At 62.3% G+C, this 15,178-nt stretch carries 15 protein-coding genes; 9 read left to right on the top strand and 6 right to left on the bottom strand.

The genetic code is table 11. The features are described 5' to 3' along the window. Window positions 1–43: 43 nt before the first annotated feature. Together JDW18_RS12775 and JDW18_RS12780 are read right to left on the bottom strand one after the other, a co-directional pair. Window positions 44–748 (bottom strand): YebC/PmpR family DNA-binding transcriptional regulator, encoded by a 705-nt coding sequence (locus JDW18_RS12775; RefSeq protein WP_218239824.1) that lies wholly within the window; start codon window positions 746–748, stop codon window positions 44–46. A gap of 167 nt (window positions 749–915) precedes the next feature. Further along, complete coding sequence (locus JDW18_RS12780) at window positions 916–1,344, bottom strand: hypothetical protein (RefSeq protein WP_218239825.1); 429 nt, start codon at window positions 1,342–1,344, stop codon at window positions 916–918. 85 nt (window positions 1,345–1,429) lie between these two features. On the opposite strand from JDW18_RS12780, the gene JDW18_RS12785 reads away from it, so the two are divergent. The 3 genes from JDW18_RS12785 (at window position 1,430) to JDW18_RS12795 (ending at window position 5,950) form a co-directional block, all read left to right on the top strand. Then, entirely contained in the window at window positions 1,430–2,659 is a 1,230-nt protein-coding gene (locus tag JDW18_RS12785) for a nucleoside recognition domain-containing protein (RefSeq protein WP_218239826.1), read from the top strand. 62 nt (window positions 2,660–2,721) lie between these two features. Next, complete coding sequence (locus JDW18_RS12790; RefSeq protein WP_218239827.1) at window positions 2,722–3,348, top strand: HD domain-containing protein; 627 nt, start codon at window positions 2,722–2,724, stop codon at window positions 3,346–3,348. A 208-nt stretch (window positions 3,349–3,556) separates the two neighbouring features. Continuing rightward, window positions 3,557–5,950 (top strand): membrane-bound PQQ-dependent dehydrogenase, glucose/quinate/shikimate family, encoded by a 2,394-nt coding sequence (locus tag JDW18_RS12795; protein WP_218239828.1) that lies wholly within the window; start codon window positions 3,557–3,559, stop codon window positions 5,948–5,950. 61 nt (window positions 5,951–6,011) lie between these two features. Here the strand turns inward: JDW18_RS12795 and sbcB are convergent, their stop codons facing one another. The 3 genes from sbcB to cls all read right to left on the bottom strand — a co-directional run bounded on the left by sbcB (window position 6,012) and on the right by cls (window position 9,854). Beyond that, window positions 6,012–7,451, bottom strand: coding sequence for an exodeoxyribonuclease I (gene sbcB / locus JDW18_RS12800; protein WP_218239829.1), 1,440 nt, complete (start codon window positions 7,449–7,451; stop codon window positions 6,012–6,014). 112 nt (window positions 7,452–7,563) lie between these two features. Beyond that, the gene (locus tag JDW18_RS12805; RefSeq protein ID WP_218239830.1) at window positions 7,564–8,400 is read right to left on the bottom strand and encodes an NAD-dependent protein deacetylase; all 837 of its coding nucleotides are present in this window, start codon (window positions 8,398–8,400) and stop codon (window positions 7,564–7,566) included. Further along, window positions 8,400–9,854 (bottom strand): cardiolipin synthase, encoded by a 1,455-nt coding sequence (gene cls, locus JDW18_RS12810; protein WP_218239831.1) that lies wholly within the window; start codon window positions 9,852–9,854, stop codon window positions 8,400–8,402. Before cls ends, JDW18_RS12805 begins: the two co-directional genes overlap by 1 nt. Before the next feature lie 156 nt (window positions 9,855–10,010). Between cls and JDW18_RS12815 the strand changes: the two genes are divergently transcribed. The 3 genes from JDW18_RS12815 to JDW18_RS12825 all read left to right on the top strand — a co-directional run bounded on the left by JDW18_RS12815 (window position 10,011) and on the right by JDW18_RS12825 (window position 12,358). Beyond that, window positions 10,011–10,307: a helix-turn-helix transcriptional regulator gene (locus tag JDW18_RS12815; RefSeq protein ID WP_218239832.1), complete on the top strand. Its 297-nt coding sequence runs from the start codon at window positions 10,011–10,013 to the stop codon at window positions 10,305–10,307. A gap of 9 nt (window positions 10,308–10,316) precedes the next feature. Then, window positions 10,317–11,639 (top strand): type II toxin-antitoxin system HipA family toxin, encoded by a 1,323-nt coding sequence (locus JDW18_RS12820; protein ID WP_218239833.1) that lies wholly within the window; start codon window positions 10,317–10,319, stop codon window positions 11,637–11,639. Between the two features lie 101 nt (window positions 11,640–11,740). Continuing rightward, window positions 11,741–12,358 (top strand): GAF domain-containing protein, encoded by a 618-nt coding sequence (locus JDW18_RS12825; RefSeq protein ID WP_218239834.1) that lies wholly within the window; start codon window positions 11,741–11,743, stop codon window positions 12,356–12,358. A 24-nt stretch (window positions 12,359–12,382) separates the two neighbouring features. Here JDW18_RS12825 and JDW18_RS12830 read toward each other — a convergent pair whose 3' ends face one another. After that, window positions 12,383–13,228: a fumarylacetoacetate hydrolase family protein gene (locus JDW18_RS12830; protein WP_218239835.1), complete on the bottom strand. Its 846-nt coding sequence runs from the start codon at window positions 13,226–13,228 to the stop codon at window positions 12,383–12,385. Between the two features lie 169 nt (window positions 13,229–13,397). Between JDW18_RS12830 and JDW18_RS12835 the strand changes: the two genes are divergently transcribed. From JDW18_RS12835 to JDW18_RS12845, 3 genes are all read left to right on the top strand, one after another. Continuing rightward, a complete protein-coding gene (locus JDW18_RS12835) occupies window positions 13,398–13,985 on the top strand; it encodes a chromate transporter (RefSeq protein ID WP_218239836.1) in 588 nt (195 codons plus the stop codon). Then, window positions 13,982–14,581: a chromate transporter gene (locus JDW18_RS12840; protein ID WP_218239837.1), complete on the top strand. Its 600-nt coding sequence runs from the start codon at window positions 13,982–13,984 to the stop codon at window positions 14,579–14,581. The genes JDW18_RS12835 and JDW18_RS12840 overlap by 4 nt, the downstream gene beginning before the upstream one ends. Window positions 14,582–14,667: 86 nt before the next feature. Then, a complete protein-coding gene (locus JDW18_RS12845) occupies window positions 14,668–15,165 on the top strand; it encodes an SRPBCC family protein (protein ID WP_218239838.1) in 498 nt (165 codons plus the stop codon). The last annotated feature ends 13 nt before the right edge of the window (window positions 15,166–15,178 follow it).

Below are 15,178 nucleotides of genomic sequence, written 5' to 3' on the forward strand. Positions count from 1 at the left end.
ACCATCTGGCCGCCCTCTTCTCTTGGATACCACTGCTGGGGGTTCAGTCCACCAGACCGGCATAGACGTGCTGCACGTCGTCGTCGTTTTCCAGGCCCGCCAGGAAGTCTTGCACTTCTTCCTGCTGCTCGGCAGACAGGCTAGACATGCTGACGGGGTTCTTGGCCTTGTAGCCCAGCTTGACCGACAGTACCTTGATGCCTTGAGCAGGCAGCGCCTTGCTGACAGCATCCAGATCGGCGATCTCAGTAATGAACAGGGTCACGCCCTCTTCGTCGCCGGGCTCGAAATCTTGAGCGCCTGCTTCAATGGCTGCCATTTCCACATCGGCGCCGTTTTCGGGTTCGCCTTCGATCATGCCCACATGGTCAAAGTCCCATGCCACGGCGCTCATCTGGCCCTTGCGGAAGCACACGCGCATATTGGGCGCAGTGCGGTTGGGGTTGTCGGTCAGGCATTCCACCATCACGGGCACGCGATGGGGGGCATAGCCTTCAAACAGCACGCTGGAGTAGTTCACAGCGTCGGCGCCAACGCCAGCGCCCTTCTTGATGGCGCGGTCCAGCGTGTCCTTGGGCATGGATGCCTTGCGGGCCGCTTCCACTGCCATGCGCAGGCGAGAATTGGCGGCAGGGTCGCCGCCGCCCAGACGGGCTGCGACCATGATTTCCTTGACCAGCTTGCCAAACAGCTTGCCCTTGGCATCAGCGACCAGCGCCTTGCCCTTTGCTTTCCATTGCGCGCCCATGGGTGCGATTCCTTGTTGATTGGTGAGGGACAGACGCACAGCGCGCCCATCCGCAGAAAAACTCGAACCGCAATTTATACACCCGCCAAGCCGCCAAGGTCGGAACGCCGCCAATTTCTTGACATGGCTTCGTGCCAAAAGCGGGTGACACCGGCCACCTCATCCGGTCAACGCAGCCAGTGTCTGGAGCGCAGAATGTTCAGATAAAACCAGGGCAGCACAGTCAAAGCCAGACCAACCAGGCCCAATTGCCAGGCATCAGGCTCTGCGAATCTCCAGCCCCGCAGCCAATAGTTTGTCAAAGTGGACGACACCCACAGCAGCACCAAAAAGCCATAAGAATGCACGGCATAGCGGCTGCGCCGTGCGCAAAACCAGGCGCAAAGCAGGAACAAGGGGCCGTAGAGCCCGGCCAGCCCAAACGTCAGCCAGACATCCGGCGACATCTCCAAAACCACAGGGCCCGCCACGCTCCACCCAATGACCGTCTGGTACAGCGAAGCCAGCCCGCACAGGGCAAACAGCGCGGTCAGCCCCCTGATCCCCCAGACATGCCCCGCAGGCGGCTGCGGTGCAGCGCTTTCCCCATCTGCCATTTCTTCCCTTCCCATCATCAAGCGCCCCAGCAGGCTTGTGGCAAAAGCATAATCGACGCCAGTTCAGGACTCAGGTCGATTTTTTATGCTCAATGCCTTGTGGCTGGGTTTCTTTCTGGTGGCAGCCGTGGCCGCGCTGGCGCAATGGCTGATTGGTGGTCAGGCCGAGGTTTTCTCGGCTATGGTGCAGGCCCTGTTTGCCATGGCCAAGCTCTCGGTCGAGGTGATGGTGCTGCTGTTTGGCACGCTCACGCTGTGGCTGGGTTTTTTGCGCATTGCTGAAAAAGCCGGTGTGGTGGAGTGGCTGGCCAGAATGCTAGGCCCGCTGTTTGCCAAGCTGATGCCCGAGGTGCCACGCGGCCACCCTGCGCTTGGCCTGATCACGCTGAACTTTGCTGCCAACGGCCTGGGGCTGGACAATGCGGCCACGCCCATGGGCCTCAAAGCCATGCGTGCGCTGCAGGAGCTGAACCGGCGCCCGGACACTGCGACGAACGCACAGATTCTGTTTCTGGTGCTCAACGCCTCATCGCTGACGCTGCTGCCCGTCACCATCTTCATGTACCGCATGCAACAAGGTGCGGCAGACCCGACGCTGGTGTTCCTGCCCATCTTGCTGGCCACATCGGCCTCTACGCTGGTGGGTTTGCTCAGCGTGGCCATCGTTCAGCGCCTTCCCATCTTCAGCCCCGTGGTGCTGGCCTATCTGCTGCCGGTAGCGCTGGCGCTGGGCGCGTTCATGGCGTTCTTGACCACACTCAGCGCGGCTGCGCTGGCCCATCTGTCATCGCTCATGGGCAATCTCACGCTGTTTGCACTGATCGTGCTGTTCGTGGGTCTGGGGGCCTGGAAAAAGGTCGCCGTGTACGACAGCTTTATTGAAGGCGCCAAGGAAGGCTTTGACGTGGCCAAGGGTCTGCTGCCCTATCTGGTAGCCATGCTTTGCGCCGTGGGCGTGTTCCGCGCCTCGGGGGCGCTGGAATATGTGCTGTCTGCCATTCGCTGGATCGTTGACGCCGTGGGCATGGATGCCCGCTTTGTGGATGCGCTGCCTACCGCACTGGTCAAACCGTTTTCAGGCAGTGCGGCCCGCGCCATGCTGATTGAGACCATGCAAAGCCAGGGCGTGGACAGCTTTGCCGCGCTAACTGCAGCCACGGTTCAGGGCAGCACCGAAACTACTTTTTATGTGCTGGCCGTGTACTTTGGCGCCGTTGGTATTCAGCGTGCCCGCCATGCCGTGCCCTGCGCACTCATCGCAGAGCTGGCCGGTGTGGTCGCGGCTATTGTGGTTTGCTATCAATTTTTTGGATAACTGCATTAATCGGCGCTGACTTCAGGCCGATTTCTTGCAAAAAAATGAAACCGGGTGCTGCCATGAGCTCCAACGATCTCGCACAGTTTCAAGCCTCCTGGCAGCAAGCCTGGGCAGGCCTGCAACTGCGACCGCCCCAAAGTTTGCAGCAGCAACTGCTGACCGCTTACGCCGAGCCGCAGCGCCACTATCACACCCAGCAGCATCTGGCGGAGTGCCTGACACATTTGGCATCGGCACGGCACCTGGCCCAGTACCCCGCCGAAGTAGAACTGGCCCTGTGGTTTCACGACGCTGTCTATGACGTCAAAGGCAAAGACAACGAACTGCGCAGCGCGCAATGGGCCAGCAGCGCCCTGCAGCACGCCGGAGCCAGCGATGCCATGTGCCAGCGGGTGCACGACCTCATCATGGCCACTTGCCACACGGCCAAGCCCGTGGAGGCGGATGCGGATGCGCAATTACTGGTCGATATTGACCTGGCCATTCTGGGCGCCAGCCCCGGGCGCTTTGCCGAATACGACCAGCAAGTGCGCGCCGAATATAGCTGGGTGCCTGCGCTGATCTATGGCTTCAAGCGCAAACAGGTGCTGCAAAGCTTTTTGCAGCGCCCGCAGATTTATGCCACCGCTTTTTTCCAGGAACGGCTGGAGCAGCAAGCCCGAGACAATCTGCGCCAAGTCGCATGAATCAGAACGCAGGGCCGCAGCAAGCCCCGTCATAAGCCTACAGAAACTGTCACCGTCCCGACCCCAAGCGCGACCTGCATGCGCTCACACAATGTGAAACCGGGCCTGAGCGAGTAAGCGCGAATCAGCAATTTGAGCGAGCCCGATACCGCAACGCGCAAGGAGCAACTCCAACGCTCACCGCGCACAACTGCTGGAGGTGGGAGTCATGCAATCATCGGAACGAAATCCCGGGCAGGCAGGGGGCTGGTTTACCACCCTGTTCGCCTTGGTGCTGGCATTGATCGGCCTGGTACTGCTGGGCATGGGCGTGCAACTGGCCATGCTGGGCGGCTCCTGGTACTACGTCGTGGCTGGCGCCTTGCTGCTGGTTTCGGGCGTGCTGCTGTGGCGGCGCAATACAGCGGCATTCAGCGTTTTTGCCGTCGCCTTTGTCGGCACCCTGATCTGGGCCTACTGGGAGGTCGGCGCCGCCTTCTGGCCTCTGATGCCGAGGCTTGCACCCTGGGTGGTGCTGGGCTTTGTGCTGGCACTGATTGCCGCTGCGCTGCACCCCATGCGCCGTGGGCCTGCTTACGGCGCGGCACTGGTGTTGCTGATTGCCATGGTCTGGGGCGGTATTGCCATGTTCCAGGAGCATGGCGTGATCCGCAACGCTGCCAATATGACGGCAGCACCAGCTATGGATACCGCCCAGGCCCAACAGCAGCGCTGGGAATACTACGGCCGTACACCGGGCGGCACGCGCTATGCGCCGTTTCAGCAGATCACGGCCAAAAACGTGGACCAGCTCAAAGTGGCCTGGACTTTCCGCACCGGTGATATTGCGGGCAAAGGCGCCGAAGACCAGAGCACACCCACACAGATTGGCGACACGCTCTACATCTGCACACCCTATGCAAAAGTCATAGCACTTGACGCTGACAGCGGCAAGGAGAAGTGGCGTTTTGACTCCAAGTCTGCCGACAGCAAGCTGTGGAACCGCTGCCGTGGTGTGGCCCATTACGATGCCACGGCCTACAGCCAGCGCCATCCCGAAGACGCCTTGGCCAAAACCTCGGCAGCCACAAGCAGTTGCGCACGCCGCGTTTTCATCGGCACGCCCGATGCGCGCCTGATCGCTGTGGACGCCGACAATGGCCAGCCCTGCGCGGGCTTTGGCAACAACGGCGAGGTGGACCTGAAAGTCGGCATGGGCCTTGTCCAGCCGTTTTATTACATGCCCACCTCCATGCCCACGGTGATGGGCAACCGCATCGTGCTGGGCGGCTGGGTGCAAGATGGCGCCTCCACCGACGAGCCCTCGGGCGTGGTACGCGCCTTCAGTGCCGACACTGGCGAGCTGCTCTGGGCCTGGGACCCTGACAATCCCGAAATCACCAAGCTGCCGCCGCCCGGCCAGACCTATTCGCGCACGACACCCAATGTCTGGGCACCGCCCTCGTTTGACGAAAAGCTGGGCCTGGTCTATCTGCCCACGGGCAACCAGACGCCCGACTTCTGGGGCGGACACCGCAGGCCGCTGAGCGACAAGTACAGCTCCTCCGTCGTAGCACTGGATGTGAACTCCGGCACCGTGAAATGGCATTTCCAGACCACGCGCCATGACCTGTGGGACTACGACGTGCCGTCCCAGCCAGCGCTGGTCGATTTGCCTGATGACAAGGGCGCAACGGTTCCGGCGCTGGTGCAACTGACCAAGCGCGGCCAGATCTTTGTGCTCAACCGCGCTACGGGCGAGCCCATTGCCAAGGTGGAAGACAAGCCCGTGCCGACCAATGTGGCCAAGGGCGACCGCGCATCGCCCACCCAGCCCTATTCCACGGGCATGCCAGCCATTGGCGCCGAGCCTTTGACCGAGGCCTCGATGTGGGGCGCCACCTTCTTTGACCAGCTGGCCTGCCGCATCGCCTTCAAGAAAATGCGCTACGAGGGCGACTTCACCCTGCCCAATGAGGATGGACGCTCGCTGCAGTTCCCCGGCAACTACGGCGGCTTCAACTGGGGCAGCGCAGCGATTGACGAGCACAACGGCATCCTCTACGCCAACAGCATGCGCATGCCGATGTGGATTCAGTTCATCCCCCGCGCTCAGGCCGACGACCCCAATGCCCCCGGCGGCCACGACGGTCTGCATGTGCAGGCAGGCACGCCCTATGGCGCGATCAAGGGCACGTTCATGTCGCCCCTGGGCATTCCCTGCCACGCACCGCCTTATGGGGAAATCTCGGCCATCGACCTGCGCAGCAAGAGCATCGTCTGGAAAAAGCCGCTGGGCACGGTGCAGGACACCGAGCTGCCGCTGGGCGTCAAGGGCACATTGCCCATCCCCATTGGTGTGCCCGTGATGGGCGGCCCCATGGTGACCGCTGGCGGCGTGGTGTTTGTGGGCGGCAGCTATGACTACTATCTGCGTGCGCTGGATGCCACCAGCGGCAAGGAGCTGTGGAAGGCCCGCCTGCCCGTGGGCGGCCAGGCCACGCCCATGACTTTTGTCTCGCCCAAGAGCGGCAAGCAGATGGTGGTTCTGGCCGCAGGTGGCCAGCGCAACTCGCCTGACCGAGGTGACTACATCATTGCTTACGCACTGCCAGACAAGTAAGCAGCAGCTACAAAGAAAGAAGCCCGGTTCAACCGGGCTTCTTTATGGGCAGCGTGGAGCCTCAAACCTCGGGCACGATGCCATCGGCATAGTCATACAGCTCGCCCAGAATTTCCTCGGCGCGCTCGTCGGCGGTTTCAGACAGGGCATCAATCATGGCAAACATCTGCTCTGCCGTGCGGGCGCCGCCAGCGCCTTCAATCAGGCAGGCGGCGCGGTGGTCCTGCCAGCGCTGCTGCTCGTCGGCGCTCAGCGTCATGGGGAAATTGCGCGCGCGGTAGCGCCAGACCAGCTCGGTCAGGCGGGCATCGTCAAAGCCGGTCTTGTCCAGCGCCAGCTCCTGGGGTGAGAGGCGTTTGACGCGCTCCAGGCGGCGGCGGTCTTCGTTGCCGACAAAGCCGCCGTACAGGTCCTGATCGGCATCCAGCGGCGCACCGGCTTCGCGGGTGAACACGGCCTTCCACTGCGCGCTCATATCCGGCAGGTCGCGGGCAATGGCGGCGTGCTGCAGGCATTGCTCCATGTTCACGCCCCATTTTTCGGCCATGGCGGGGCTCAGCGTCTTGAGACTGCCCACCACCATGGGCGATTTGTTGACGTGAATATTCTTGACCGGCAGGCGCGTGACGCCTTCGGGCATATCTGCCTGACGGGTAAACAGGCGCAGGCGCAGGTCTTCGATGCTGATGCCTGCCAGCTCGGACGGGTCTGCCGCCAGATCCCAGCAGATGACTTCGTTCTTGTTGGTCGGGTGCGTGGCCAGCGGCCACATCACGGCCAGGCAGCCACGTGCAGGGTTAATCATGCCGGTGACATGCAGAAACGGGCGCGCATGCTCCTGCGTGGTCGGCAGGCCCATTTCGCGCAGGGCCCCGTCTTTCTTGTGCAGGCCAAAGGCAAAGTCAAACAGCCGGGGCTGCTTGCTGCGAATCAGCCGCGCCAGCCCGATGGTGGCGCGCACGTCGCTGAGGGCATCGTGGGCCTGCTCGTGCAGCAGGCCGTTGGCGCGGGCCAGGTCTTCCAGCTTGAAGCTGGGGGAGCCGTCTTCCTTGACGGGCCAGTTGATGCCATCCGGGCGCAGCGCATAGACCATGCGCACGACATCGAGCAAATCCCAGCGGCCACAGCCGTTCTGCCACTCACGGGCATAGGGGTCAGTGAGGTTGCGCCAGAGCATGAAGCGCGTGACCTCGTCGTCAAAGCGAATGGTGTTGTAGCCCACGCCCACAGTGCCAGCCTGGGCCAGTTCCGCTTCAATCAGGGCTGCGAACTCATGCTCGGGCACGCCTTCCTGCAGCGCACGCTGAGGCGTAATGCCGGTAATCAGGCAGGCCTGCGGGTCAGGCAGGTAGTCATTGGCGGGCTGGCAGTACCACATGACGGGCTCGCCAATCTCGTTGAGCTCGGCATCCGTGCGTATGCCCGCAAACTGCGCCGGGCGGTCATAGCGCGGCTGGGCGCCAAAGGTTTCGTAGTCGTGCCAGAAGAAGGTATGAGCCATGGGCTGGAAGTATGCCTGCGAAGACCGCCCCATCTGAAATAGTCAGCAAATCAGCCTCTACCCCAATGCCAAATTGCGCTTGCAGCTATCAAAACAGGGGCAGCTGGCACATCTATGCTGCTGCAGCCAGCGCCATCAGCGTCTGCCCCACATCGGCTTCGACCTTGAACTCCAGCAGCGCATCGGCCCGCGTCACGCCCTGGTTGATGGCCGCAATGCTTTTGCCCTGCTCTTGTGCCGCCAGCGCAAAGCGGTAGCCCGAGTACACCATCAGCGATGAGCCAACAATCAGCAAAGCTTCAGCACGGCCCATGGCCTCCATGCAGCGCTGCACCCGCTCACGCGGCACAGATTCGCCATAGAACACCACATCGGGCTTGAGCACGCCAGTGCTGCAGTGCGGGCAGCTTGGCACCTGAAACGCGCTGAAATCGCGCCCTTCCAGATCGGCATCGCCATCCGGCGCGGGGGCTGCGTAGAGCTGCGCCCATGCGGGGTTGAGTGCCAGCAGTTGCTGCTGCAGATCAGCCCGCGCCAGGGTGTGGCCGCAAGCCATGCAGCGCACGGTGTCGATGCGGCCATGCAAATCCACCACGCTCTGACTGCCTGCTGCGCTGTGCAGGCCGTCCACGTTCTGGGTTATCAGCAATTCCAGCCAACCGCCCTGCTCCAGCAGCGCCAGCGCCCGGTGGGCCGTGCCGGGCTGGGCCTGACCCATGACCCGCCAACCCAGCATGGAGCGCGCCCAGTAGCGCTGGCGCACCAGCGCGTCACCCATGAAGGCCTGATAGGTGACGGGCTGGGGCCGCTTCCACTGCCCGCTGGCGTCGCGGTAGTCGGGAATGCCGACTTCCGTGCTGCAGCCAGCACCGGTGATGACGACGACCCGCGGGTGTTCGTGCAGCCAGTCCGCGAGGCGCTGGCCCTGAAGTGATTCGGAAAGCTTCATCAAAGCAAGGGGGATGTGAGGCGGGCCGCAGAGTCAAAGACGCGGCGAAAAAAGCGCTTTTCGCTCTTGTAGGGCACGGCCAGGGAGTTTTTCAGATCGGCCAGAAACTGCTGGGCCAGCGCCTGGTTCAGATCAGGCCCATAGCCCATGACGCAGACTTCGTAATTGAGAAAGAAGCTGCGGTAGTCAAAATTGGCTGTGCCGATGATGGCCAGATTGTCATCCACTGCCAGCGTCTTGGAGTGCAGCATGCTGGCCTCGTATTCATAAACGCGCACACCGCAGCGAATCAGCTCATCAAAATAGGAGCGCGCAGCGGCCGTCACCAGTGCGGAATCGGACTTTTTGGGCACCAGAATGCGCACATCCACACCGCGCAGCGAGGCATTGGTGAGCGCGGCCAGCGCAGCCTCGGTGGGCACAAAGTATGGCGTTGTGAGCCAGATGCGCTTTTCCGCCGCGTTGATGGCAGCCAGATAGGCGCGATAAATGGCATCCAGCCGGTTGTCCGGCCCGGACGTCACCACCTGCATCAGCTTGTTGCCGTCATCGCAGTCCGGCAACCATTCCTCCAGCTTTTCTGGCAACTGGCGCGGGTTGTGGTCGTTGGCATAGGCCCAGTCTTCCATGAACACCGTCTGCAGCCAGCCCACAATGGCGCCTTCCATCTGCAGGTGCACATCGTGATAAGCATCCGCGCAGATGCGTTCGTTTTCCTCATCGGTCACATTCACGCCACCGGTAAAGCCCACCTTGCCATCGCAGACCAGAATCTTGCGGTGGGTGCGAAAGTTGATCACGGGGCGCAGGCGGCGGCCAATCTTGGCATCGTGAAAGCGGGCCACCTCGGCCCCGGCATCCAGCAAGGGCTTGAGAAACTTGCGCCCCAGTTTTTTGGAGCCCAGCGCATCCACCAGCAGGCGCACCTGCACGCCCTGTCGGGCTTTCTCGGCCAGCAGGTCGCGCAGCGCCGTGCCGGTCACATCCGGCTCATAGATGTAGTACTCCAGGTGCACATGGTGAGTGGCGGCACGCACAGCCTCGGTGATGGCGTCAAAGGTCGCAGCCCCGCCCACCAGCAGGCGCATGCCGGTGGCGCTGCAGACGGGGAACTCGCTGGCCGCTGCGACGAGTTGCGCCACCTGATGCAGACGCACATAGTCCTGCGGCAGGCGCTCTCTGATGCGCTGGGTGCTGGCACGCAGGCGCGAACGCTTTCTTGAACGCAGGCGCTTGATGCGCTGGCGCTTCATGCGCTGCGGCCCGAAGTAGTAATAGACCACCAGCCCCACCACAGGCAGCGCAGCCATGGACAGCAGCCAGCTCAGGGTAGCCACGGGCTGGCTGCGCTGCAGCAAAATCCAGACGCTGACCACGACGATGTACACCGACCATCCGATGGACAGCCAGAGCTTTACATGCTCCTGATCGAGCTGGCTTGCAATCCAATCCAATTTCCACCTCCTGCGGCATCCGTTCGACGCCACGCCATCATGCCCAAACCGTGTGGATGCTGCATGGCAGAGGCCATCGCGGAACCTATGCGGCACCACAAGGCATAAATGCTAACAAACATACTCATATTGATTAAAAAGAGTATATTTAGAAGCATGGATTCAGATCTCATCAGTACCCTCGCCCAAGCGCGCAAGGCCGCCCGCATCACCCAGGCCGATCTGGCTGCCCGCGCCGGTCTGTCGCGCATGGCCGTGCAGCGCACGGAAACCGGCGATGTGGACCCCCGTTTTTCCACCTTGCAGGAAATGGCACGCGTGCTGGAAATGGACTTGATTGCCGTACCGTCTGCACTGCGTGCCGAGCTACAGGCCTTCATCCAGTCCGGCGGCAAATTTCTGGCCCAGCCCGAGGGCGCGGACGCCCCACCCTCGATTGTTGACAAGCTCTAAGCTTCCACCATGAGCACCGCCATCCGCTACCTGCGCCTTTTCATGCACCGCCCTGCATCGCAAGGCGGCGGGCGGCGGGGCATTGGCTACCTCTCTCAATATGGCGACATTCTGCGGCTGTCTTTTGATCCAGACTACATCGAAGACGCACAGCGCCCCACCCTGTCGCTGAGCTACACGGGCGAAAACGAAGCCGCGACGCGGCAGATTCTGGCTTCCATGCGCGATGCGCGGCTGGTGCGCACCGATGGTCGCTGGCCCACCTACTTTCAAAACCTGCTGCCCGAGGGCCATAACCGTGACCGCCTGGCAGCCGAGCGCGGCTGCGCACCCGATGACGAATTCGAACTGCTGGCCGCCGCTGGCCGCGACCTGATGGGCGCGCTGGAAGTGGAACCCGTGCCACTGCAGCAAGGCATTCCAGACACCGTGCGCCACTGGCACACCACACAAGGGCTGGATGTGCTGGAGCCCGGCTTTGTGGAATATCCGGTCGAAGACGCCGCATCCCTGCCCGGCGTGGTGACCAAGTTCAGCGCCGTGCACAACGGCCGCCGCTACACCATTCACCGCCAGGGCCAGGCAGGCAGCACCATTCTGAAGCTGCCCACCATCGCCCACCCCGATCTGGTGGCCAACGAATTCATGGGCTACCAGCTATGCCAGGCATTGCAGCTGAACTGCGCCAGCGCCCGCATCATCAGCCGCGCCGAGGCAGAGCTGCCCGGGCACATCCCGTTTGAGCAAATCCTGGCCGTGGACCGTTTTGACCACCTTGCAGGCGGCGAACGGGTGCACATGGAAGAGTTCAACCAGGTGCTGGGCTATGCACCCCGGCACAAATACGGCCAGCGCAACCCCGCCCGCCCCCTGCAGGACTGGGCCACCATGCTGCGCGTGCTCAACCGCCTGAGCACCCAGCCCGTGCAGGACACGCGGGAGTTTTTGGCCCGCATGCTGGCCTTCACCCTGATGGGCAACACCGACGCCCACCTCAAGAACTGGGCACTGATCTACCCCGATGGCCGCCACCCGCAACTCGCCCCGGTGTACGACCCGGTGTGCATTGCCGCCTTTTTGCAAAATGCCCCGGCTGGGCAGTACGCCGTCAACCGCGCCATTGATGCCCAGCTCAGCCGCCTGAGCTGGGACGATATGCGCGCCCTGATGCAAGCGGCCGGGCTGCTGCGCATTCCGCGCCACATCAGCCTGCTGCGCGATCTGGTCAAGCAAGCCAAAGCGGCCTGGCCTGCCCTGCTTCAGGATGCGCCGCCTGCCATGCGCAGCGCCATTGAAGGCAGATTGCAGGGCTCGGTGCTGCTGGCGAACTAAGCTAATTCAAAAACACGTTCTTACGGATATTTAATACTCTGACACCTTTTGTTCAGAGACAATCAGGCCAGATTGTTGAAAGGCAGACAGGGGATAGAGCGATGGCAATTCACACTTGGGATTACGAGCCGCAAGCGCTGGAGGTCAATGTCAGCGAACTGCTGCTGGCCACCGCCGATCAGAGCGATGATCTGATTGACGAGAACGTGCGCCAGGTCCTCCATGACCTTCGTGAACATCTGGGCATGGAGGTGATTTTTGTCTCGGAAATCCGTGATGGCCAACGCATGTTCAAGCATGTGGACACGGCACCCGGCAAGGAGCTGATAGCCACGGGTGGCGGCAGCTCGCTGGAAGAGTCTTTTTGCCAGTGTGTGCTTGATGGCCGCCTGCCCCGCCTGGTTCAGGATGCCGCAACCCACCCCGCATTCACCCAGTTGCCAGCTACCCCGTTCAGGGTAGGCGCACACCTGAGCACGCCCATTGTGCTGGCCAATGGCAAGGTCTATGGCACGCTGTGCTGCTTTAGCCAGACCGGCGATGAAAGCCTGACCGAACGTGATCTGCACAAGCTCGAATGCGTGGCCAAAATCACCGCCAAGCGCATCGACATCAAGCAAGCGCGCGAGCTGCAGGAGCAGCTCGCAAAATGGGAACTGCAGCCCATGGACGAGAAAAAACCGCTGCCTGCCGGCTTTTCCTCGCACATCAAACGCTGACACCTACGGCCACGCAGGCCGGGCTCAGACCGCTACACAGACCTGGCGCTGCTCTCCCAGCCCATCGGCGCCAAGGCGCATCACATCACCTGGCTTGAGAAAGATGGGCGCTGGCTTCTGACCCAGGCCAACACCTGCGGGCGTGCCGGTCAGAATCACATCGCCCGGCTCCAGCGTCATGAACTGGCTGATATAGCTGACCACTGTGGGCACGCCAAAGATGAAGTTGCTGGTGTTGCCGCTCTGCATGCGCTGGCCATTGACTTCCAGCCACAGTGCAATGCGGTGCGGATCGGGCACTTCATCGGCCGTCACCAGCCAGGGGCCAAGGGGCGCGAACGTGTCGTGGCTCTTGCCCTTGTCCCAGGTGCCGCCGCGCTCCATCTGCCAGGCACGCTCGCTCACATCATTGGCCAGCACATAGCCCGCCACATGGGCCAGCGCATCGGCTTCGCTCACCCGCGTGGCACGCTCGCCAATGACGATGCCCAGCTCCACTTCCCAATCCACCTTGCTGGAGCCCGGTGGAATCTGCACTGCATCGCAGGGGCCGCTGATGGCAGTGACCGCCTTCATGAACAGCACAGGCTCGGCTGGCGTAGCCGCTCCCGTCTCTGCGGCGTGGTCGGCATAGTTCAGCCCCACACAGACGATCTTGCCCACCGCCGCCAAAGGGCAACCCAGGCGGGGGGCTCCTTCCACCACCGGCAGGCTGTCCAGGTTCTGCTTGCGCAGTTGCTGCAGCTTTTGCGTGCTCAATGCGCGCCCTGTCCAGTCGGGCACCAGTCTTGATGCATCGCGCAGCACGCCCTGCGGGTCCAGCAAACCCGGCTTTTCTTCTCCTGCAACTCCGTAGCGAACCAGCTTCATCCATGTCTCCTTGTGTTTTGAGGAAGGCCCAGCCATCACCGCCACTCATGCAGCTATGAGTTCCAGCGATGGCTGATATGGCGTTTCAGCCATATCCAGCACTTGTTAATCAATTCATAATTTATAGCAGCTTGCGCACCATTCAAGCGCATATCCGCTTATTCGATGCATGAAACCCGCTCCTGACTTGCCGATGCCGCAAACCCGCCCACGCCCACGTCACCTGCGCGAGCTTTTCTGGTCGCTGACTTTTCTGGCGCTGCAGGGCTTTGGCGGTGTGCTGGCCGTGGTTCAAAGAGAGCTGGTGGAAAAACGCCAGTGGCTGAGCAATGAGGAATTCATGGAGGACTGGGCCGTCGCCCAGATCATGCCCGGCCCCAATGTGGTGAACCTGTCCATCATGCTGGGCGAGCGCTATTTCGGCTGGCGCGGCGCCATCGTGGGGCTGTGCGGCATGCTGGCTTTTCCCATGCTGGTGGTCATCAGTCTCACGCTGGTGTATTCGCAGTTTGCCGGCAACCCCGCCGTAGCAGGCGCACTGCGCGGCATGGGCGCCGTGGCGGCAGGGCTGGTCGCCGGCATGGGGCTGAAGCTGGCGCAATCGCTGCGCAAGCACCCGCTGGGCAAGTGGTATTGCGCAGGCCTTGCCATTGCAGCCTTTGTGCTGGTGGCCGTGCTGCGCCTGCCTCTGTTCTGGGCCCTGCTGCTGGTGGGCGGCACAGGCTGCGTGCTGACCTACCGGAGGCTGGCCGCATGAACACGCTGCTGATTGATCTGCAGGCCCTGGACTGGCTGCACCTGTTTGCCTACTTTCTTTCCCTGTCCCTGATGGCCGTGGGCGGCGCCATTGCCACCGCGCCCGATATGCACCGCTTTCTGGTGGACGGCCAGCACTGGCTGACTGATGCCCAGTTCACCAGCTCCATCGCCATTGCTCAGGCTGCGCCCGGCCCGAACGTGCTTTTTATCGCCCTGCTGGGCTGGAATGTGGGCTTGAACGCTGGCGGCGGCAGCGGCCCCATGGCCTGGTCTCTGGGTGCGCTGGGCGTTGCCGCATGCATGGTGGGTATTTTGCTGCCCAGCTCACTGCTGACCTGGCAGGCCGCCCGCTGGGGCCAGCGCAATCGTGACAAACGCGGCGTGCGCGCCTTCAAGCAGGGCATGGCACCGCTGGTCATTGGCCTGCTGCTGGCCACGGGCTGGCTGCTGGGCAGCGCCAGCGGCAATCCGGCCAGGGACTGGCGCCTGTGGCTGCTCAGTCTGATTTGCGCCATGCTGGTGTGGCGCACCCGCATTCATCTGCTGTGGCTGCTGGGCGCTGGCGCTTTGCTGGGAGCACTGGGCTGGGTTTGATCAGGCGTGAGCCTGCCTTGGACAGACATCCATCATTTGGGCCATGGCTTGCGGTATAAAAACGCATCCGTATCAAGGAGAGCAAGATGTCCGAAGCCAGCACCACATCTGCCGCCGTGGGAAGCCATAAGCATGACCTGCTCATCACCCGCTTGATTCCCGTCAACCCCGCAACGCTCTACCGCTGCTGGACGGAGGCCGAGCTGCTCAAGCAATGGTTTGTACCCCGCCCCTGGACAGTGGCACGGGCCGAGCTCGATGTCCGCCCTGGCGGCCAGTGCCTGGTCGTCATGCAAGACCCCGATGGCCAGGAGTTTCCTAACCCCGGCGTCTATCTGGAAGTGGTTGCCAATCGGCGGCTGGTGTTTACCGATGCCTATACCGCCGGGTGGAATCCCGCAGCCAAGCCCTTTATGACGGCCATCATCAGCTTCGAGCCTGAGGCCGGACAGACGCGCTATACCGCTTGCGCCAGACACTGGAGCCAGGAAGCCCGCGAGCAGCATCTGGCCATGGGATTTGAAAGCGGCTGGAACACCTGTGCCGACCAGCTCCAGGCACTGGCTGCCACATTGCCTGCATGACAGCCGTGTGCGA

Source organism: Comamonas fluminis (assembly GCF_019186805.1).
In the GTDB taxonomy this organism is placed as follows: domain Bacteria; phylum Pseudomonadota; class Gammaproteobacteria; order Burkholderiales; family Burkholderiaceae_C; genus Comamonas; species Comamonas fluminis.

Coding starts and splice junctions, on each gene's coding strand:
- sbcB (WP_218239829.1), bottom strand. CDS start 7,451: ATGGCTCATACCTTCTTCTGGCACGACTACGAAACCTTTGGCGCCCAG.
- JDW18_RS12815 (WP_218239832.1), top strand. CDS start 10,011: ATGGATTCAGATCTCATCAGTACCCTCGCCCAAGCGCGCAAGGCCGCC.
- JDW18_RS12820 (WP_218239833.1), top strand. CDS start 10,317: ATGAGCACCGCCATCCGCTACCTGCGCCTTTTCATGCACCGCCCTGCA.
- JDW18_RS12775 (WP_218239824.1), bottom strand. CDS start 748: ATGGGCGCGCAATGGAAAGCAAAGGGCAAGGCGCTGGTCGCTGATGCC.
- JDW18_RS12785 (WP_218239826.1), top strand. CDS start 1,430: ATGCTCAATGCCTTGTGGCTGGGTTTCTTTCTGGTGGCAGCCGTGGCC.
- JDW18_RS12845 (WP_218239838.1), top strand. CDS start 14,668: ATGTCCGAAGCCAGCACCACATCTGCCGCCGTGGGAAGCCATAAGCAT.
- JDW18_RS12805 (WP_218239830.1), bottom strand. CDS start 8,400: ATGAAGCTTTCCGAATCACTTCAGGGCCAGCGCCTCGCGGACTGGCTG.
- JDW18_RS12835 (WP_218239836.1), top strand. CDS start 13,398: ATGAAACCCGCTCCTGACTTGCCGATGCCGCAAACCCGCCCACGCCCA.
- JDW18_RS12795 (WP_218239828.1), top strand. CDS start 3,557: ATGCAATCATCGGAACGAAATCCCGGGCAGGCAGGGGGCTGGTTTACC.
- JDW18_RS12790 (WP_218239827.1), top strand. CDS start 2,722: ATGAGCTCCAACGATCTCGCACAGTTTCAAGCCTCCTGGCAGCAAGCC.
- JDW18_RS12840 (WP_218239837.1), top strand. CDS start 13,982: ATGAACACGCTGCTGATTGATCTGCAGGCCCTGGACTGGCTGCACCTG.
- JDW18_RS12780 (WP_218239825.1), bottom strand. CDS start 1,344: ATGGCAGATGGGGAAAGCGCTGCACCGCAGCCGCCTGCGGGGCATGTC.
- JDW18_RS12825 (WP_218239834.1), top strand. CDS start 11,741: ATGGCAATTCACACTTGGGATTACGAGCCGCAAGCGCTGGAGGTCAAT.
- JDW18_RS12830 (WP_218239835.1), bottom strand. CDS start 13,228: ATGAAGCTGGTTCGCTACGGAGTTGCAGGAGAAGAAAAGCCGGGTTTG.